Source organism: Streptomyces sp. TAA040 (genome assembly GCF_000424845.1).
In genome coordinates, this window is the sequence record NZ_AUKR01000005.1 from 324,892 (window position 1) to 341,951 (window position 17,060).

Annotated in this window: 22 protein-coding genes and 1 tRNA gene; 7 read left to right on the forward strand and 16 right to left on the reverse strand. The window is 71.9% G+C overall.

The window, feature by feature from the left end; all coding sequences use genetic code 11:
- Positions 1-99 precede the first annotated feature (99 nt).
- A complete protein-coding gene (locus tag H300_RS0105380; RefSeq protein WP_028426622.1) occupies positions 100-1,497 on the forward strand; it encodes an NADP-dependent succinic semialdehyde dehydrogenase in 1,398 nt (465 codons plus the stop codon).
- 41 nt (positions 1,498-1,538) lie between these two features.
- Here the strand turns inward: H300_RS0105380 and H300_RS0105385 are convergent, their stop codons facing one another.
- The 3 genes from H300_RS0105385 to H300_RS0105395 form a co-directional block, all read right to left on the reverse strand.
- A complete protein-coding gene (locus tag H300_RS0105385) occupies positions 1,539-1,988 on the reverse strand; it encodes a hypothetical protein (protein ID WP_028426623.1) in 450 nt (149 codons plus the stop codon).
- 85 nt (positions 1,989-2,073) lie between these two features.
- Entirely contained in the window at positions 2,074-2,376 is a 303-nt protein-coding gene (locus H300_RS0105390) for a GroES family chaperonin (protein WP_051269534.1), read from the reverse strand.
- 60 nt (positions 2,377-2,436) lie between these two features.
- Complete coding sequence (locus H300_RS0105395) at positions 2,437-2,724, reverse strand: DUF3618 domain-containing protein (RefSeq protein WP_028426625.1); 288 nt, start codon at positions 2,722-2,724, stop codon at positions 2,437-2,439.
- A gap of 144 nt (positions 2,725-2,868) precedes the next feature.
- Here H300_RS0105395 and bcp point away from each other — a divergent pair, with 144 nt between their 5' ends.
- Together bcp and H300_RS0105405 are read left to right on the forward strand one after the other, a co-directional pair.
- Positions 2,869-3,345: a thioredoxin-dependent thiol peroxidase gene (bcp, locus tag H300_RS0105400; protein WP_028426626.1), complete on the forward strand. Its 477-nt coding sequence runs from the start codon at positions 2,869-2,871 to the stop codon at positions 3,343-3,345.
- Positions 3,346-3,456: 111 nt separating this feature from the next.
- Positions 3,457-3,541: transfer RNA gene (locus tag H300_RS0105405), tRNA-Leu, on the forward strand.
- A gap of 69 nt (positions 3,542-3,610) precedes the next feature.
- Here H300_RS0105405 and rdgB read toward each other — a convergent pair.
- The 4 genes from rdgB to H300_RS0105425 all read right to left on the reverse strand — a co-directional run bounded on the left by rdgB (position 3,611) and on the right by H300_RS0105425 (position 5,998).
- Positions 3,611-4,231: an RdgB/HAM1 family non-canonical purine NTP pyrophosphatase gene (gene rdgB / locus H300_RS0105410; RefSeq protein WP_028426627.1), complete on the reverse strand. Its 621-nt coding sequence runs from the start codon at positions 4,229-4,231 to the stop codon at positions 3,611-3,613.
- Positions 4,232-4,341: 110 nt separating this feature from the next.
- Entirely contained in the window at positions 4,342-4,716 is a 375-nt protein-coding gene (locus H300_RS0105415) for a hypothetical protein (RefSeq protein ID WP_051269500.1), read from the reverse strand.
- A 168-nt stretch (positions 4,717-4,884) separates the two neighbouring features.
- Entirely contained in the window at positions 4,885-5,619 is a 735-nt protein-coding gene (gene rph, locus H300_RS0105420) for a ribonuclease PH (protein ID WP_028426629.1), read from the reverse strand.
- Between the two features lie 121 nt (positions 5,620-5,740).
- A complete protein-coding gene (locus H300_RS0105425; protein WP_486583562.1) occupies positions 5,741-5,998 on the reverse strand; it encodes a PTS sugar transporter subunit IIB in 258 nt (85 codons plus the stop codon).
- Positions 5,999-6,555: 557 nt separating this feature from the next.
- On the opposite strand from H300_RS0105425, the gene H300_RS0105430 reads away from it, so the two are divergent.
- Positions 6,556-7,875 (forward strand): PTS transporter subunit EIIC, encoded by a 1,320-nt coding sequence (locus tag H300_RS0105430; RefSeq protein WP_028426631.1) that lies wholly within the window; start codon positions 6,556-6,558, stop codon positions 7,873-7,875.
- 118 nt (positions 7,876-7,993) lie between these two features.
- Here the strand turns inward: H300_RS0105430 and H300_RS0105435 are convergent, their stop codons facing one another.
- Positions 7,994-8,749 carry an MBL fold metallo-hydrolase gene (locus H300_RS0105435; RefSeq protein ID WP_028426632.1) on the reverse strand — a complete coding sequence of 252 codons (756 nt, stop codon included), beginning with the start codon at positions 8,747-8,749 and terminating at the stop codon, positions 7,994-7,996.
- A 189-nt stretch (positions 8,750-8,938) separates the two neighbouring features.
- Here H300_RS0105435 and H300_RS32170 point away from each other — a divergent pair, with 189 nt between their 5' ends.
- Entirely contained in the window at positions 8,939-9,160 is a 222-nt protein-coding gene (locus H300_RS32170; RefSeq protein WP_486583563.1) for a hypothetical protein, read from the forward strand.
- A 73-nt stretch (positions 9,161-9,233) separates the two neighbouring features.
- On the opposite strand, the gene H300_RS0105445 is transcribed toward H300_RS32170, so the two are convergent.
- From H300_RS0105445 to clpS, 7 genes are all read right to left on the reverse strand, one after another.
- Positions 9,234-10,184, reverse strand: a complete 951-nt coding sequence (locus H300_RS0105445; RefSeq protein ID WP_028426634.1) for a cysteine synthase — start codon at positions 10,182-10,184, stop codon at positions 9,234-9,236.
- Entirely contained in the window at positions 10,184-10,471 is a 288-nt protein-coding gene (locus H300_RS0105450) for a MoaD/ThiS family protein (RefSeq protein ID WP_028426635.1), read from the reverse strand. Before H300_RS0105450 ends, H300_RS0105445 begins: the two co-directional genes overlap by 1 nt.
- 162 nt (positions 10,472-10,633) lie before the next feature.
- Positions 10,634-10,729 carry a putative leader peptide gene (locus tag H300_RS32175; RefSeq protein WP_486583564.1) on the reverse strand — a complete coding sequence of 32 codons (96 nt, stop codon included), beginning with the start codon at positions 10,727-10,729 and terminating at the stop codon, positions 10,634-10,636.
- Positions 10,730-10,795: 66 nt separating this feature from the next.
- On the reverse strand, positions 10,796-11,227 hold the full coding sequence (locus H300_RS0105460; RefSeq protein WP_028426636.1) for a M67 family metallopeptidase: 432 nt from the start codon (positions 11,225-11,227) through the stop codon (positions 10,796-10,798).
- Positions 11,228-11,347: 120 nt separating this feature from the next.
- The gene (locus tag H300_RS0105465) at positions 11,348-12,943 is read right to left on the reverse strand and encodes an alanine/glycine:cation symporter family protein (RefSeq protein WP_028426637.1); all 1,596 of its coding nucleotides are present in this window, start codon (positions 12,941-12,943) and stop codon (positions 11,348-11,350) included.
- 331 nt (positions 12,944-13,274) lie between these two features.
- Positions 13,275-13,937 carry a DUF2017 domain-containing protein gene (locus H300_RS0105475; RefSeq protein ID WP_028426638.1) on the reverse strand — a complete coding sequence of 221 codons (663 nt, stop codon included), beginning with the start codon at positions 13,935-13,937 and terminating at the stop codon, positions 13,275-13,277.
- The gene (clpS, locus tag H300_RS0105480; RefSeq protein WP_106966694.1) at positions 13,937-14,236 is read right to left on the reverse strand and encodes an ATP-dependent Clp protease adapter ClpS; all 300 of its coding nucleotides are present in this window, start codon (positions 14,234-14,236) and stop codon (positions 13,937-13,939) included. Before clpS ends, H300_RS0105475 begins: the two co-directional genes overlap by 1 nt.
- Positions 14,237-14,356: 120 nt before the next feature.
- Between clpS and H300_RS0105485 the strand changes: the two genes are divergently transcribed.
- Together H300_RS0105485 and H300_RS0105490 are read left to right on the forward strand one after the other, a co-directional pair.
- The gene (locus H300_RS0105485; RefSeq protein ID WP_028426640.1) at positions 14,357-15,688 is read left to right on the forward strand and encodes a nicotinate phosphoribosyltransferase; all 1,332 of its coding nucleotides are present in this window, start codon (positions 14,357-14,359) and stop codon (positions 15,686-15,688) included.
- Between the two features lie 258 nt (positions 15,689-15,946).
- Entirely contained in the window at positions 15,947-16,531 is a 585-nt protein-coding gene (locus tag H300_RS0105490; RefSeq protein WP_028426641.1) for a nicotinamidase, read from the forward strand.
- A gap of 78 nt (positions 16,532-16,609) precedes the next feature.
- Here H300_RS0105490 and H300_RS0105495 read toward each other — a convergent pair whose 3' ends face one another.
- Entirely contained in the window at positions 16,610-16,918 is a 309-nt protein-coding gene (locus H300_RS0105495) for a hypothetical protein (protein ID WP_028426642.1), read from the reverse strand.
- Between the last annotated feature and the right edge of the window lie 142 nt (positions 16,919-17,060).

Below are 17,060 nucleotides of genomic sequence, written 5' to 3' on the forward strand. Positions count from 1 at the left end.
ACGCCGCTGGTACGAACGGCCGCACAGTGGGTACCCGTGGGCAGGTCCGGACGATCCGGACCCGGACGCAGCGGCAGTCGCCCCCAGGAGGAGTTCAGCATGGCCATCGCCACGGTCGACCCGTCAACCGGCGAGACCCTCAAGACCTTCGACGCCCTCGGCCCCGACGAGGTCGAGGAGCGCCTCGCGCGGGCCGCCGAGGCCTTCGCCGCGCACCGGCGCACCGGATTCGGGGAGCGCGCCGCGCTGCTGAGCCGGGCCGCCGACCTGCTGGAGGCCGACACGGACGCGGTCGCGAGGACCGTCACCACCGAGATGGGCAAGCCCCTGGCGGCGGCCCGCGCCGAGGCGGCCAAGTGCGTCAAGGCGATGCGCTGGTACGCGGAGCACGCGGCCGGGCTGCTGGCCGACGAGCAGCCGTCCGCCGCGGTGGTGGAGGACTCCGGCGCCTCCCGGGCCTTCGTCCGCTACCGGCCGCTCGGGCCGGTGCTCGCGGTGATGCCGTGGAACTTCCCGCTCTGGCAGGTGATCAGGTTCGCCGCTCCGGCACTGATGGCGGGGAACACGGCGCTGCTGAAGCACGCCTCGAACGTGCCGCAGACCGCGCTCTACCTGGACGACCTGTTCCGCCGCGCCGGCTACCGCCCGGGCTGCTTCCAGACCCTGCTGGTCGGCTCGGGTGAGATCGAGGGCATCCTGCGGGATTCGCGGGTGGCCGCGGCCACCCTCACCGGGAGCGAACCGGCCGGCCGCTCGGTGGCGTCGATCGCGGGCGACGAGATCAAGAAGACGGTGCTGGAACTGGGCGGCAGCGACCCGTTCCTGGTGCTGCCCTCGGCCGACATCGACGCGGCGGCCCGGACCGCGGTCACCGCCCGGGTGCAGAACGCCGGGCAGTCCTGTATCGCGGCGAAGCGCTTCCTTGTGCACGCCGACGTCTGGGACGCGTTCACCGAGCGCTTCGTGGAACGGATGGCGGCGCTGACGGTGGGCGACCCGATGGCGGAGGGCACGGACGTCGGCCCGCTCTCCAGCGAGCAGGGCCGCGCGGACCTGGAGGAACTGGTCGCGGACGCGGTGCGGAAGGGGGCGCGGACGCTGTGCGGCGGCAGGCGTCCGGCCGGACTGGACCGCGGCTGGTTCCACGAGCCGACGGTGCTGACCGGCATCACCGAGGAGATGCGCATCCACCGCGAGGAGACCTTCGGGCCGGTGGCCGGCCTGTACCGGGTCGGGGACCTGGACGAGGCAGTGGCCCTGGCCAACGACACGTCCTTCGGGCTCAGCTCGAACGCCTGGACACGGGACCCGGCGGAGCAGGAACGGCTTGTCGCCGACCTGGAGGCGGGCGGTGTCTACTTCAACGGCATGACGGCGTCCCACCCGGGGCTGCCGTTCGGCGGGGTGAAGCGTTCCGGCTACGGCCGCGAGCTGGCCGGACACGGCATCCGCGAGTTCTGCAACGTCACCACCGTGTGGTTCGGCGCCGAGGAGTGACGGACGGGCCCGGGCCGGGTCCGTCAGCGGCGGGGCCCGGTTCACAGGCCGTCGGCGGCTCCGGGGCCGGGCCGGTGGCGGTTGCGGCGGGCGGCCTTCATCTCGGCCTCGTGCAGATGGTCCCGGCCGTCGGCGAGGCGGGCGCGGATCCGCCGCTCGACCTCTTCGAACGGACGATAGTACCCGGCGTCGTACTCCTCGACGACCTGGAAGGTCCAGCGGTCCGGCAGCACGTTCCGGCCCACCAGCTCCCGCTCGACCGCCTCCGCCTCGTCCGGGTGCCCCGCCTCCCGCAGCAACCGCACCGCGTCGTCCAGGCCGAGGTCCGCGGTACCGGTGAGCTGGTGGAAGGAGTAGAGGTGCCCGCGGGCCCGCTCCGTCGTCTCCAGTGCCTTCGACAGCGCGCCGAGGGCCTCGACGGTGCGGTCGTCCACCCCGTCGGGGCGCTCGTGGGCGGCGTCGGGACGCTCGTGGTGCTCCTCGAGGCTCATCCCGGGCGGGTCCCCCGGCTCCGGGCGGCGTACACGCCTCCGCCCGGGTGAGACGGCGGTGTCGGCCGGGGCCGGTACCGAAGGTTCAGAGGTAGAGGCCCGTGGAGTCGTCGGAGCCGCCGAGGCGCTCGGAGGCCACCGCGTGCAGGTCGCGTTCGCGGATGAGTACGTACGCGACGCCGCGGACCTCGACCTCGGCCCGCTCCTCGGGGTCGTAGAGGACGCGGTCGCCCGCCTCGACCGTCCGGACGTTCTGGCCGACGGCGACCACCTCGGCCCAGCTCAGCCTGCGGCCGACCGCGGCGGTGGCCGGGATGACGATGCCACCGGACGAACGGCGTTCGCCCTCCGGGATGTCCGTCCGTACCAGGACGCGGTCGTGCAGCATCCGGATCGGGAGCTTTTCGTGGGTGGGTTCGGCGCTCACCCCCCGACGTTATCCCAGAGGTCAGCGGCGGCGGCGCCCGCCCGCGGTGACGAGCAGCCCGACCACGGCGACCGCGACCAGGGCGGCCGGGATCGCCCGCTCCAGCCGCAGGGAGCCGTCCTCGGCGACGAACTGCGCTTTCACTCCGCCCACCGCCCGGTCGGCCGCCGCGCCGGCCTTCGCCTTCGCGTCCTCGACCACTGTGCTCGGATGCACGCGCACCGCGATCTCGTCCAGCGTCGCGCCCAGCTCCTTGCGCCTGCGGGCGATGTCGGCCTCGATCTGTGCGGGGGTCCTGGCTTCCGCCACCGCTCTGCCTCCGTCGTGTCGTCGCGTTCTCCCGCACAGTCTGTCAGTTCCCGGCCCCGGCCGCCGCCGCACACCCCGGTCGGAGCAGCGCCCGGCCGACCGGCGGCTACGCTCGGGAGCACCACCACGTACCGAGGAGCACCGATGAGCGAGCGTCTTCAGCCCGGCGACACCGCCCCCGCCTTCACCCTTCCCGACGCGGACGGCAAGCAGGTGTCGCTCTCCGACCACGCCGGCCGGAAGGTGATCGTTTACTTCTATCCGGCCGCGCTCACGCCGGGCTGCACCAAGCAGGCCTGCGACTTCACCGACAACCTCACCGTGCTCGCGGACGCCGGGTACGAGGTCATCGGCGTCTCGCCCGACCAGCCCGAGAAGCTGGCGAAGTTCCGCGACGCGGAGGAGCTGCGGGTGACCCTGGTCGGGGACCCGGAGAAGAAGGTGCTGGAGGCGTACGGCGCCTACGGCGAGAAGACCATGTACGGCAAGGTCGTCACCGGAGTGATCCGGTCCACCGTGGTCGTCGACGAGCAGGGCAGGGTCGAGCGGGCGCTGTACAACGTCAAGGCGACCGGGCACGTCGCCAAGCTGATGAAGGACCTGGAGATCGCCGCCGGCTGAGCGGCCCCCGCGGATCGGCGGCCGCCCGGTTCCGGCGCGGTCGCCCGGCCCGGTCGCCGGTGGCGGCCCCTGTGCCGGGTACGCCGGGCCGCCGCTACGATGGTCCGGCCGGCGGCGGTGGCGCAACGGCTGACGCAGCAGACTTAGGATCTGTGGCCCCTGACCGGGCTTGAGGGTTCGAATCCCTTCCGCCGCACTGTGAAGGGCTCCCCGCCCGCCCGTACGACGCGGGTGGTGGGGAGCCCTTCGCTGTGCGGGCTGCGGGTCAGCCGAGCAGTTCCGCGACCTTCGGCGCGAGCGCCCGGAAGGCGCGTCCGCGGTGACTGATCGCGTTCTTCTCCGCCGGGCTCAGCTCCGCGCAGGTACGGGTGTCCCCGTCGGGCTGGAGGACCGGGTCGTAGCCGAAGCCGCCTGAGCCCGAGGGCTCGTACCGCAGCACGCCGCGCAGCCGGCCCTCGGCGACCCGCTCCGTGCCGTCCGGCAGCGCGAGCGCGGCAGCGCAGGCGAAGTGCGCACCGCGGTGCTCCTCGGCGATGTCGGCGAGTTGCGCCAGCAGCAGGTCCAGATTGGCGCGGTCGGCCCCGTCCGGTGAGCCGCCGCCGTGCCGACCGGCCCAGCGCGCGGAGAAGATGCCCGGCGAGCCGCCGAGCACGTCCACGCAGAGCCCGGAATCGTCGGCGACCGCCGGAAGGCCCGTAACCCGGGCGAGCGCGTGCGCCTTGAGCAGGGCGTTCTCCGCGAAGCTGACCCCGGTCTCCTCGACGTCGGGGAGACCGGGGAAAGCGTCGGCACCGACCAGCTCGACGGGGAGCGCCTCCTCGGCGAGGATCGCGCGGAGTTCGGTGACCTTGTGGGTGTTGCGGGTGGCGAGTACGAGACGCTGCATGGCAGGGATTATCCAGGTGCCGCGGCGCCCCGGTCGTTCCGGGGAGGACGGCGCCCGACCGGTGTCCGGCGCGGACGCGTCCGGGGGCGGGCAACGGCCCGGCGCGCGGCTCAGCCCGGGGTGCAGACGCCGGTGAGCTTGTCCGCCGCGTCGCCCACCGGGGCGAGGTCGGGCGCGTTGCCGTCCTCCAGGGAGGTGCGGACGTTGTCCACGGCGGTGCGCAGATCGCCCACCGCGGCGCCGACCTCGGAGTCGCCGGAGCTCTCGTCTATCTTGTCGAGGTTCTCGTCGATCCGGTCGAGGGCGCGTCGCGCCTCCTCCGGGTTCTCCCCCGCGCCGTCCACGGCCTGTTGCAGGTCGTTGACGCTCTCGGCGACCGCGACCGCGGTGTTGGCGCAGTCGAAGGCGCGGTCGATGGCACCGCAGCCGCTCAGCAGGGCGGTGGTCAGCAGAACGGGGACGGCCAGGGCCGGCGCACGGCGCACGGGAGAGTTCCTCTCGAAAGGTGAAACGGACCCGCAGCCCTCGGGCCGCGACGCGGTGCTTGGTCGGGCCGCACGGAACGACCCGTGCGGCCCGCACAGTCGAGGACGCCGACTGCGCGTGTTCGGTTGCCTGCCGGTGCCGCCGGAGTCGACGCCCCGGCGGCGCGGTCACTGCGCGGGGGGCGTGAGCGACTCCCGCTGCGCGGCGTCCAGTCGGGCGCATCCGGCGACGGCGAGGTCGAGCAGCGCGTCGAGTTCCGCGCGATCGTAGGGCTCGCCCTCCGCGGTGCCCTGCACCTCGACGAAGCGGCCGTCGCCGGTGCAGACGACGTTCATGTCCGTCTCGGCGCGCACGTCCTCCTCGTAGGCGAGGTCGAGCAGCGGGGTGCCGTCGACGATGCCGACACTGACCGCCGCGACGGTGCCGCGCAGCGGCTGCGCCCTGGCCTTGACGATCTTCTTCCCCTGCGCCCAGGCGATCGCGTCGGCGAGCGCGACGTAGGCGCCGGTGATGGACGCGGTGCGGGTGCCGCCGTCGGCCTGGAGCACGTCGCAGTCGAGGACCACGGTGTTCTCCCCCAGCGCCCGGAAGTCGACCACGGAGCGCAGCGAGCGGCCGACGAGCCGGGAGATCTCGTGCGTGCGGCCGCCGATCTTGCCGCGGACCGATTCCCGGTCGCCGCGGGTGTGGGTCGCGCGCGGCAGCATGGAGTACTCGGCGGTGACCCAGCCCTGGCCGCTGCCGCGGCGCCAGCGCGGCACGCCCTCGGTGACGCTGGCGGTGCACAGCACCCGGGTGTCGCCGAAGGACACCAGGACGGAGCCCTCGGCGTGCCTGCTCCAGTCGCGCTCGATGGTGACTGGGCGGAGCTGGTCGGCCGTACGGCCGTCGATTCGTGACATGCGGCGACCCTATCGGCTGCGGCAGAGGGCCCGTTCCCGGCGGAACGGGCCCTCTGCCGCAGCCGCCCCGGCCTCGCTCGACCCAAGGCGGCCTCGCTCGGCCTTCAGCGGCGGGAGCCGCTCACATCATGTCCTCGATCTCGGCCGCGATCGGGTCCGCGTCAGTGCCGATGACGACCTGGATCGCGGTGCCCATCTTGACGACGCCGTGGGCGCCGGCGGCCTTCAGCGCGGCCTCGTCCACCAGAGAGGCGTCCGATACCTCGGTGCGCAGGCGTGTGATGCAGCCCTCGACCTCTTCGATGTTCTCCAGTCCACCGAGTCCGGCGACGATCTTTTCAGCCTTAGTGGCCATGTCTCTCTCCTGTGTGTCGGGCAACCGCTCGATTTCTCAGCCCAGGCGGCCACCGTAAGCCACGGCTTCCACGGATGGCCCCTCCGCAGGGGCACGGGCTCCGGCCCTGCCGGAGGGTGACGCGGAGCGGCACCGCCCCGCGGGGCGGTGCCGCCCGGTACCGGCGCGATGCACCGCTGGTCTACACCAGTATGCCGTAGCAGGCGGCACGGGAGCGGTCCGATGAGCTTCCGAGTTCGGCACACCGCACCCCGGGTGCACGCCGGGTGCACGCCGCGGGCGCCGGGAGACGGGCCCCGCCCCGGGGAACGGGCCCCGCTCCCGAGTGCGCGGGGGGCTTGCGGCATGCTGTAAGAGCCTTGCTGCACCTCCGTCACGCCCCCCGAAGCCGTGACCCAGATGTAACCGGCAGCGCGGAACCATGGGTTCCCCGCAAGGCCCTTCCCATGCTAGAACTGGTCTAAACCACTGAGTGGTGTAGACCAGTTCATCAGTTCTGCACGAATCAGCACGAAGACGCCGCCGTCGTCTCCCCAGGTTTCCACTTTCCCGGCGGCGCCTTGCCCACTGGAGGAAGTGTTATGTCCACGGCTAACGACGCCAAGGCGACCCCGGCAAAGAGAACCGGGGCCGGCCTGTTCCAAGGGCTGCAGAAGGTGGGACGCAGCCTTCAGCTCCCCATCGCCGTCCTGCCGGCCGCAGGCATCCTGCTCCGGCTGGGCCAGCCGGACGTTTTCGGTGCGGACGGTCTCGGCTGGGACCAGGTCGCCAAGGTCTTCGCCGGCGCCGGCGGCGCACTGCTCGACGCCTCGCTGGGCCTGCCGCTGCTCTTCTGCATCGGTGTGGCCATCGGCTTCGCCAAGAAGGCGGACGGCTCCACGGCACTGGCTGCGGTGGTCGGCTTCCTCGTCTACTACTCGGTGATCCACCAGTTCCCGGTGGACGGTCCGGAGGGCGGCGAGTTCGTCGGCACCGGGTCAGTGAGCGGTGCATGGCTGGTGACCGGCCCCGACGGGGCGGCCGAGGCGACAGCGGCCTCGTATCAGAACCCGGGGGTGCTCGGCGGCATCGTGCTCGGTCTGCTGACCGCGGTGCTGTGGCAGCGCTTCCACCGCACCAAGCTGGTCGACTGGCTCGGCTTCTTCAACGGCCGCCGTCTGGTCCCGATCATCATGGCCTTCGTCGGCACCGCCGTCGGCGTCCTGGTCGTCCTGGGCTGGGAGCCCGTCGGTAACCTCATCACCAACTTCGGTGAGTGGATCACCGGCCTGGGCGCCCTGGGTGCCGGTCTGTTCGGTCTGATCAACCGCGCGCTGATCCCGATCGGCATGCACCAGTTCGTCAACACCGTCTCCTGGTTCCAGATCGGCGACTTCACCACCGAGGCCGGCGACGTCGTGCACGGCGACCTGACCCGCTTCTTCGCCGGCGACCCGACCGCCGGACAGTTCATGTCCGGCTTCTTCCCGATCATGATGTTCGGCCTGCCGGCCGCGGCCCTGGCGATCGCGCACTGCGCCCGTCCGGAGCGCCGCAAGGCCGTCACCGGCATGATGCTCTCGCTGGCGCTGACCTCGTTCGTCACCGGTGTCACCGAGCCGATCGAGTTCTCCTTCCTGTTCATCGCGCCGCTGCTCTACGCCATCCACGCGGTACTGACCGCCGTCTCCATGGCCGTCACCTGGGCGCTCGGGGTCCACGCGGGCTTCACCTTCTCCGCGGGCACCATCGACTACCTGCTGAACTGGAACCTCGCGACGAAACCCTGGATGATCATCCCGATCGGTCTCGTCTTCGCGGTGATCTACTACGCGGTCTTCCGCTTCGCGATCATCAAGTTCAACCTGGCCACTCCCGGCCGGGAGCCCGAGGAAGAGGTCGAGGACACCACCAAGGCCTGACCTCGCCCCGCAGCCGGCAGCACCGCGGCCCCGTACCCCTCGCACGAGCGAGCGGGTACGGGGCCGCGGTGCTGCGGAGCCGCGCCCGGTCGCGAACGGGGGAGGCCGGGGCGGGCGGTCAGACCTTGTAGACGGTGCCCGGACGGGCCAACTCGACCGGACCGTCGAAGACCGAGCCGGCGTCGCGCAGGTTCTGCCCGGGGTCCGTCCACGGCGGGACGTGCGTGAGCACCAGGCGCTCCACCCCCGCCGCGGCTGCGCAGCGGCCGGCCTCCAGGCCGTTCAGATGGACCCCCTCGATGTCCTCCTTGCCGTGCGTGAAGGACGCCTCGCACAGGAAGAGGCCGGCCCCGGCCGCCAGGCCGTCCAGGTTCTCGCAGGCTCCGGTGTCACCCGAGTAGGTGAGCACCGACCCCCGGTGCTCGATCCGGAAGCCGTACGCCTCGACCGGGTGCTCCACCACGGCCGCGCGGACCTGGAACGGGCCCAGTGCGTAGACGGCGCCGTCGGCCAGGGTGCGGAAGTCGAACACCTCGCGCATCGCGGTGTCCGAGGGGGTGTCCGCGTAGGCGGTGGAGAGCCGCTCCTCGGTGCCGGTCGGCCCGAGCACCGGGAGGGCCGGGCACCTGCCGCCCTCGTGGCGGTAGTAGCGGGCCACGAAGTAGCCGCACATGTCGATGCAGTGGTCCGCGTGCAGGTGGCTGAGCAGGATCGCGTCGAGGTCGTAGAGGCCGCAGTGCCGTTGCAGCTCGCCCAGCGCGCCGTTGCCCATGTCGAGCAGCAGACGGTAACCGTCCGCCTCCAGGAGGTAGCTCGAACAGGCGGAGTCCGCGGACGGGAACGAGCCCGAACAGCCGACGACGGTGAGCTTCATAGGGGTGGGAACCTCCGCAGCCCGGTGAAAAGGGGGTTTCCCGAGAGTAAGCCGCCCCAGGGCCGCGGGCTCCTCGGCAGAGCTGCGGTGTGGGCGGAATCACCAGTGCGGGGTACCGTCGAAATTTCGGCCGGACCCCGGCCGAAGGGCCCGGTGGCCGGGTCGCCCACCGCATGGGAGGAGCTGCTCGTGGACACATTCCCGGGGTGGGCGCCGGGCGTGGTGGTGCTGCTGGCGCTCGTGGCCACGCTGGTCGACGGCTGGGCCGGCGGTTCCCGGGTGCGCCCCGGCCGGAGGGCGCGCGGGTCGCGCCGAGCGCGGTCGGCCCGTGCTCCCCGGCGCGGACGGCGCGGGCCGGACGCCGCGGGCGGGGCGGACGACCCCACCTCCGGGCCGCCCCCGGACCACTGAGGCGCCCCCTCGTCCCCTCCTCCCCGGCGCACGGAAGCCGCGTCGGAGAGGGCGGGGCGTGCGAAGGGGGGTGTCAGGCCCAGAGTTGGCCCTGGAGGCGCTCGACGGCCGCGTCGGTGGACTCGGCGGTGTAGATCCCGGTGGAGAGGTACTTCCAGCCGCCGTCCGCCACCACGAAGGCGATATCGGCCTCCTCCCGCGCCTTCAGCGCCTTGCGCCCCACCCCGATCGCCGCGTGCAGCGCGGCTCCGGTCGAGACTCCGGCGAAGATGCCCTCCTCGGCGAGGAGTTCACGGGTGCGGGCGACCGCGTCCGCGGAGCCCACCGAGAAGCGGGAGGTGAGGACGGAGGCGTCGTACAGCTCGGGTACGAAGCCCTCGTCGAGGTTGCGCAGCCCGTAGACGAGGTCGTCGTACCGCGGTTCGGCGGCGACGATCCGGATGTCCGGGCGGTGCTCGCGCAGGTAGCGGCCGGCGCCCATCAGGGTGCCGGTGGTGCCGAGCCCCGCGACGAAGTGGGTCACCGACGGCAGGTCGGCCAGGATCTCGGGGCCGGTGCCGGCGTAGTGCGCGCCGGCGTTGTCCGGGTTGCCGTACTGGTAGAGCATCACCCAGTCCGGGTGCTCGGCGGAGATCTCCTTCGCGACCCGGACCGCCGTGTTGGAGCCGCCGGCGGCCGGCGAGGAGATGATCTCCGCTCCCCACATGGCCAGCAATTGCCGGCGCTCCTCACTGGTGTTCTCCGGCATCACGCAGACGATCCGGTAGCCCTTGAGCCTGGCCGCCATCGCCAAGGAGATCCCGGTGTTCCCCGAGGTGGGTTCGAGAATGGTGCAGCCGGGCGTCAACCGGCCGTCTTTCTCGGCCTGTTCGATCATATGGAGCGCGGGGCGGTCCTTGATCGACCCGGTGGGGTTGCGGTCCTCCAGCTTGGCCCAGATCCGCACCCCCTCGCCCGGCGAGAGCCGCGGCAGCCGCACCAGGGGGGTGTTGCCGACCGCGGCCAGCGGGGAGTCGTAGCGCATCAGCGCATGCCCCCGGCGACAGCGGGGAGGATGGTGACGCTGTCGCCGTCGCTCAGCTCGGTCGTGATGCCGTTCAGGAAGCGCACGTCCTCGTCGTTGAGGTAGACGTTGACGAAGCGGCGCAGCTCGCCCCCGGCCGCGTCGTCGACCAGCCGCTCCCGGATGCCGGGGTGCCGCGACTCCAGGTCGGTGAACAGCTCGGTGAGGTTGCCGCCGCTGCCCTGCACGGCCTTCTCACCGCCGGTGTGGGTACGGAGAATGGTCGGAATGCGGACCTCGATGGCCATGGGGATGCTCCTGTTTGTCTGAGGGGATACGCGCGGCGGTGGGGGACGTGAGGCGTGCGGAAGGGCGGGCCCGGGCGGAGCCCCGGCTACGGGGGCCGCAGCAGGCCGCGGGAGCGCCCGCTGAAGGGCTCGGGCGGCGGGGGCCCGGCGGGGCCGGGTGGCTCAACAGATGGCGCTGGAGAGACGGCACAGGTCGACGTGCAGGCGCGCGACGAGCAGGGTGCCCGGGGCCGTGTGGTTCACGTCGTGCATAACCATAGGCTCATCGTAACGATTCCCGAGAGCGGAATCGGATGCGTGTTTCATGATGCGGACGCCGTCGTCTCAGAGCGAGTAGGAGTCCACCAGCTCGACCTCTTCCTCGGTCACCTCGCCGTCCACGATGCGGAAGGAGCGGAACGAGACCGGGCCCTCCTCGTTGCCGCACTCGGCGGTGGAGACCAGGACGTAGTGGGCGTCCGGCTCCCCGGCGTACGAGATGTCCGTCCGGGACGGGTACGCCTCGGTGGCGGTGTGCGAATGGTAGATCACCACCGGCTCCTCGCCCCGGTCGTCCATCTCCCGGTAGAGCTTGAGCAGGTCGGTGGAGTCGAACTCGTAGAAGGTCGGCGAGCGGGCCGCGTTGAGCATCGGCACGAAGCGCTCCGGCCGTACCGCTCCGGCCGGTCCGGCGATCACTCCGCAGGCTTCGTCCGGGTGGTCGGCGCGGGCGTGCGCGACGATGCGGTCGTGCAGGTCTCGGGTCAGGGTCAGCATGGGCGACAGCATATGCGTCGGGCCCTGTGCGCACCCCCGGGGCGGTGCGCACAGGGCCCGACGGCAGGCGTGCCGGGCCCCGCTCCGGACGGCTCGTGCCGTCCGGAGCGGGGCAGTGCGCTACTTGGCGGCGGTGTCGCCCGAGGCGGGGCCGGGCGCCGAGGCCGCGGCCGCGGCCTCGCCGGCCTCGATCTCCTCCTCGGTCTCGCCCGCGTCGCGCCGGCGGGTGTAGTCGAGGACCTTGGCCAGCTCCTTCTTGACGACCGGGACGAGCAGGTAGAGGCCGATGATGTTGAACAGCGCCGCCATGAAGAGCGTCGCGTCCGCCAGGCTGACCAGGACGCCCAGGGAGAGCAGGGCGCCGACCACGATCATGGCGCAGAAGATGGCCTTGTAGATCAGCTCCGAGGTCTTGCTGTGGCCGAACAGGTGCCCCCAGCACTTCAGTCCGTAGTAGCTCCAGGTGATGAGCGTGGAGAAGGCGAAGAGCACCACGGCCACCGTCAGCAGGTACGGGAACCACGGCAGAGCGGTGTCGAAGGCGTCCGAGGTGATGGAGATACCGGCGCTGGTACTGCCGTCCACCTCACCGCCCTCGATGGCCGTCCGACGGACCTCCTCGTACAGCGGGCCGCCGGCGATGACGATCGTCAGGGCCGTCATCGTGCAGACGATCACGGTGTCGACGAAGGGCTCGATCATCGCGACCAGGCCCTCGGTGGCGGGACGCTTGGTCTTCACCGCGGAGTGGACGATCGGCGCGGAGCCGATGCCGGCCTCGTTGGAGAAGGCCGCGCGCTGGAAGCCGACGATCAGCGCGCCGATCACACCACCGGCGACGCCCTCGGGGTTGAAGGCCTCGGTGATGATGGTGCCGATGGCGCTGGGCACGTGGTCGATGTTGAAGAGGATGACCAGCAGGCAGGCGAGGACGTAGAGGACACCCATGGAGGGGACCAGGCGGCTGGTGACCTTGCCGATCGACCGCACGCCACCGAGCAGCACGAGGGCGACGGCGACGGCCGTCAGCACGCCGTAGAAGAGCGCACCGCCGTTGGAGGCGAAGATGCTGTTCTCGTCGCCGGTCACCGAGACGATCTGCTCCAGGGACTGGTTGACCTGGAAGAGGTTGCCGCCGAAGAGGGCGAAGAACAGGAGCATGAAGGCGGACAGGCCGGCGAGCACCTTGCCGAGCCCGGCCAGTCCGCGCTCGGCGAGGCCCTTGCGCAGGTAGAGCATCGGACCGCCGTTGACGGTGCCGTCCTCGTTGATCTCGCGGTACTTCACACCCAGGGTGCACTCGACGAACTTGGTCGCCATGCCGAGCAGACCGCAGAGGATCATCCAGAACGTGGCGCCGGGGCCGCCGATGGAGATCGCGATGGCCACACCGGCGATGTTGCCGAGGCCGACGGTGCCGGAGACGGCCGAGGTCAGTGCCTGGAAGTGGGTGACCTCACCGGGGGCGTCCTTCTGCTCGTACTTGCCCCGGACGAGCCGGAAGGCGGCGCCCAGGTGCCTGACCTGGGCGAATCCGAAGTAGGCCGTGAAGACGAGGCCGGCGACTACCAGCCAACCGACGATGAGCGGAAAGTCGGTTCCGAAGATGTTGACGGTAAAGAAGACGATATCGCCGAGAATGTTGGCGACCGGTTCGAAGACGTCATTGACGCTGTCATTGACCGAATCGGTCCACGTGGTTTCGCTGTTTGCCATGGCCTACCTCTGGCTGATGCGGCAGCGGGGACGGGAGTTGCGCGGCGGGTGCCGTCAGGATGCGCACAGGCAGGTCGGCGACCTGGGCCGCCGGAGCCTGTTGCGCGGTGGTACCTCCGAGCTTCGCCGGGGTGTCGCGTCCCCGTGAAAATCGGATTGGGAGTTCGTACCATGGAGAGCGACCTCACACGTGTGACATGGATCACACGTTCGCATTACGGTCGAGTCACGGCCCTCGGAACGGTGGCGAAACGGGCAGACATTGCCCTGCGAGACACAGCAGGAGCGTTGGTCGACCACCCGCGGTGACCCTGCGCACCGGTGGCGCGGCTCAGGGGAGCAGCGTCTCCACCAGCGTTTCCTGCAGCCCGCCCAGCCAGAGGTAGGCCATCACCATGGGCTTGCGCGGATCCGAGTCGGGCAGGGAGTACAGCCCGCCGCCGTCCTCCTCGTCGGTGATCCCCAGCCGGGACGCGAGGGTCAGCCGCAGGTCGTTCAGCGCGCCCAGCCACTGTCGGGAATCGCCCGGTTCGAGCGTCAGCACGCTCCCCGCTCCCCGACCGCTCTCCAGCCCGTCCAGCGCACGCACCACGGCGAGGCCGTCCTCGCGCTTGCGGGCCCGCAACTCGGTCTCGGTGAAGCGCCGGAACTCCGCAGAGGCCTCCTCCGCCGCCTTCTCGCCAGGGGCGCCGGCGCCATCCGGGGCACGGTAGGCGTCCGGGAAGAGCCGGGCCAGCGCCGGATCGGAGGGCGGCGCACTGGGCCCCTCGTTGAACAGTCCCGCGGACAGACCGGCGAACACCTCGTCCGTGTCGCCCCGACCGTCGCGGTCGTCGGCGCCATCCGCGCCCGTCGGCTCGATGGACTCCTCGCCGGGGCCGATCAGCTCCAGCAACTGGACGGCGAGACTGCGCAGGATGGAGGCCTCGACCTCGTCGAGCGCGATCGACGCACCGCCGGGCACCGCGGCGGACGCCTCGAAGTACCCGGCCATCAGCGATCCTGCTGAAGGGTCGCCCACAGGCCGTAGCCGTGCATCGCCTGCACGTCGCGCTCCATCTCCTCGCGGCTGCCGCTGGAGACGACCGCCCTGCCCTTGTGGTGGACGTCCATCATCAGGCTGTTCGCCTTCTCCCGGGAGTAGCCGAAGTGCGTCTGGAACACATAGGTCACGTAACTCATCAGGTTGACCGGGTCGTTGTGGACCAGCGTGATCCACGGGACATCCGGCTCCGGCACCACCCAGGGTGCCTCGCTCGACTCCGGGCGCGCGGTCTCCACAGGAACGGTCACACCCCCATGCTGCCACCGCACCGGGGGCGGTGCGCAAACACGGCCCGGCTCCGGCAGGCCGCCGACGCCCCCGGCCCCACATATCGTCACTCTGACGAGATAAGGGGTATGCTCGCTCACATGAACGAAGCCGCACAGCAGGAACGGCTGATCTCCGTGCCGTCGACCGCGCTCTTCACCGACCAGTACGAGCTGACCATGGTGCAGGCCGCCCTGCGCGCCGGTACCGCGCACCGACGCTCGGTCTTCGAGGCGTTCACCCGCCGGCTGCCGGAGGGCCGCCGCTACGGGGTGGTCGCCGGCACCGGCCGCGTCCTGGACGCCGTCGCGAACTTCCGCTTCGAGCCGGACATCCTGGACTTCCTGCGCGAGAACCGCACCGTCGACGAACCGACCCTGCGCTGGCTGGCCGGCTACCGCTTCCGCGGGAACATCCTCGGCTACCCCGAGGGCGAGGTCTACTTCCCCGGCTCGCCGCTGCTGCGCGTGGAGGGCAGCTTCGCCGAGTGCGTGGTGCTGGAGACCGTCATCCTCTCGGTGCTCAACCACGACTCGGCGATCGCCGCCGCTGCCTCCCGGATGGCCGTCGCCGCCGGCGACCGGCCGCTGATCGAAATGGGCGCCCGCCGCACCCACGAGCTGTCCGCGGTGGCCGCTGCCCGCGCCGCCTACGTGGGCGGTTTCGGCTCCACCTCCCACCTCGCGGCGGGCTTCCGCTACGGCATCCCGACCGTCGGCACCAGCTCGCACGCGTTCACCCTGCTGCACGACTCCGAGCGGGACGCCTTCACCGCCCAGGTCGACTCGATGGGCCGGGGCACCACGCTGCTGGTCGACACCTACGACGTGACCGAGGCCGTCCGCGTCGCGGTGGAGGTGGCCGGGCCGGAGCTGGGCGCCGTGCGCATCGACTCCGGGGACCTGCTGCTGGTCGCGCACCGGGTGCGCAGGCAACTGGACGAGCTGGGCGCCGTACGCACCCGCATCATCGTCACCAGCGACCTCGACGAGTACGCCATCGCCTCGCTGGCCGCCGCACCGGTGGACGGCTACGGCGTGGGCACCCAGCTCGTCACCGGCAGCGGGCACCCGACCTCCGCCATGGTCTACAAACTGGTCGCCAGGGCGGAGGCGGACGACGAGGACGCACCGCTGCGGCCGGTCGCCAAGAAGTCCTCGGGCGGGAAGCTCTCGATGGGCGGTGTGAAGTGGGCCGCGCGCCGGCGCGACGCCTCCGGGGTGGCCGAGGCGGAAGTGGTCGGCACCGGTCCGGTTCCCGAGGAGCTGGCGGGGCAGGAGCTTGCCGTGGAACTCGTGAGGGAGGGGGAGATCGTGGCGCGTGAGCCGCTGGAGGAGGCGCGGAACCGCCACCGCCGGGCCCGCGCGGGCCTGCCGATGTCCGCCGCCCAGCTGTCCCGGGGGGAGCCGGTGCTGCCCACCGAGTACTGGTGAGCGCCCCCGGGAGTCGGAGGGGCATCCGGGGGCGCCGGCCCGGCGATCGACGCCGCCGACTGGCAGGTACGCGCCACGCCGAGCCGCCCGTGCGCCCTCCCGCGCCAGGGGCGCAGTGACTAGGCTCGAACCCGTCGGTCGGCATCCGCCCCCGCGCCCCCACACCCCACCGGCGGACGGCCCTCGCGGCATCCGCGTCCGACGCCGGCCCCACCCGTCGTTTCCCAGCCGAAGTCCCAGCAGAAGAGGGTGTGCATGATGCACCGGGCCCTGATCGTGGTAGATGTCCAGAACGACTTCTGCGAAGGCGGCAGCCTCGCAGTCTCCGGCGGCTCGGAGGTGGCCGCCGCCATCACCGACCTGATCGGCGACGCCGCAGCCGGCTACCGGCACGTGGTCGCCACCCGCGACCACCACATCGCCCCCGGCGACCACTTCTCCGAGCAGCCGGACTTCCGGCACTCCTGGCCCCCGCACTGCGTCGCCGGGACGGAGGGGGTCGGCTTCCACCCGAGCTTCGCCCCCGCGGTGGCTTCCGGCGCGATCGACGCGGTCTTCGACAAGGGCGCGTACTCGGCCGCGTACAGCGGCTTCGAGGGCGCGGACGAGAACGGCCTGCCGCTCACCGAGTGGCTCCGGGCCCGCCAGGTGACCGAGGTCGACGTGGTGGGGCTGGCCACCGACCACTGCGTCCGGGCGACCGCGCTGGACGCAGCCTCGGAGGGGTTCCGCACCCGGGTCCTGCTCGACCTCACCGCCGGGGTGGCCCCGGAGAGCATCGAGCGGGCCCTGGAGGCCCTGCGGGCGGCCGGCGTGGGGCTGACCGGCAAGCCGTACCGCTGAGCCGCCTGCGGGCGGCCGGCGTGGCGTCGCCTCCGTGCGGGGAGTAGCGGGGCGCCCCCTCGTGGGGAGGGCGGGGTCTCAGCCGACGGCCCGCAGCAGGGCGCGTATCGGCTGCCAGGCTTGCGAGTCGTCCTCCGAGGTCGCCCGCCACACCAGGCAGTCCGGGTGGTGCAGGACCGCCGTCACCTCGTCCGGGGTGGGCGGCTCGGCGTTGCCCCGCAGGTAGACCGCCCGCAGTCCCAGGTTGCGCACCCGGGTCAGGGCACGCTGCCGGTTGAGCGCGCGCACCAGGACGCGGACCCGGGGGCCCTCGCCCCCCGGCCTCGGCAACGAGAGCGCCACGATGACGCTGCCGTCCGGCTGCCGCGCGTAGCCGCTTCCAGCCATGGGTTCCGTTCCCCCGCCCGCGACGGTCCCCGCGGGCGGGGCGTCGCTGCTCGTCGTGGTCGTGTGCGCACAGGACGGCGCCGCGGTGCACGGTCCGCGCCTGTGCAGCGGCACCCGGTCACGGTGTCCGCTGGATGCATAT

Bases quoted from the DNA above. Each gene is read 5' to 3' on its own strand.
- rph (WP_028426629.1), bottom strand. From the start codon at position 5,619: ATGTCACGAATCGACGGCCGTACGGCCGACCAGCTCCGCCCAGTCACC.
- H300_RS0105390 (WP_051269534.1), bottom strand. From the start codon at position 2,376: ATGCTGCACGACCGCGTCCTGGTACGGACGGACATCCCGGAGGGCGAA.
- H300_RS0105445 (WP_028426634.1), bottom strand. From the start codon at position 10,184: ATGCGCTACGACTCCCCGCTGGCCGCGGTCGGCAACACCCCCCTGGTG.
- H300_RS0105495 (WP_028426642.1), bottom strand. From the start codon at position 16,918: ATGGCTGGAAGCGGCTACGCGCGGCAGCCGGACGGCAGCGTCATCGTG.
- H300_RS0105485 (WP_028426640.1), top strand. From the start codon at position 14,357: ATGAACGAAGCCGCACAGCAGGAACGGCTGATCTCCGTGCCGTCGACC.
- H300_RS0105430 (WP_028426631.1), top strand. From the start codon at position 6,556: ATGTCCACGGCTAACGACGCCAAGGCGACCCCGGCAAAGAGAACCGGG.
- H300_RS0105380 (WP_028426622.1), top strand. From the start codon at position 100: ATGGCCATCGCCACGGTCGACCCGTCAACCGGCGAGACCCTCAAGACC.
- H300_RS0105490 (WP_028426641.1), top strand. From the start codon at position 15,947: ATGCACCGGGCCCTGATCGTGGTAGATGTCCAGAACGACTTCTGCGAA.
- H300_RS0105385 (WP_028426623.1), bottom strand. From the start codon at position 1,988: ATGAGCCTCGAGGAGCACCACGAGCGTCCCGACGCCGCCCACGAGCGC.
- bcp (WP_028426626.1), top strand. From the start codon at position 2,869: ATGAGCGAGCGTCTTCAGCCCGGCGACACCGCCCCCGCCTTCACCCTT.
- H300_RS0105435 (WP_028426632.1), bottom strand. From the start codon at position 8,749: ATGAAGCTCACCGTCGTCGGCTGTTCGGGCTCGTTCCCGTCCGCGGAC.
- H300_RS32175 (WP_486583564.1), bottom strand. From the start codon at position 10,729: ATGGTTATGCACGACGTGAACCACACGGCCCCGGGCACCCTGCTCGTC.
- H300_RS0105475 (WP_028426638.1), bottom strand. From the start codon at position 13,937: ATGGCCGGGTACTTCGAGGCGTCCGCCGCGGTGCCCGGCGGTGCGTCG.
- H300_RS0105465 (WP_028426637.1), bottom strand. From the start codon at position 12,943: ATGGCAAACAGCGAAACCACGTGGACCGATTCGGTCAATGACAGCGTC.
- H300_RS0105460 (WP_028426636.1), bottom strand. From the start codon at position 11,227: ATGCTGACCCTGACCCGAGACCTGCACGACCGCATCGTCGCGCACGCC.
- H300_RS0105450 (WP_028426635.1), bottom strand. From the start codon at position 10,471: ATGGCCATCGAGGTCCGCATTCCGACCATTCTCCGTACCCACACCGGC.
- rdgB (WP_028426627.1), bottom strand. From the start codon at position 4,231: ATGCAGCGTCTCGTACTCGCCACCCGCAACACCCACAAGGTCACCGAA.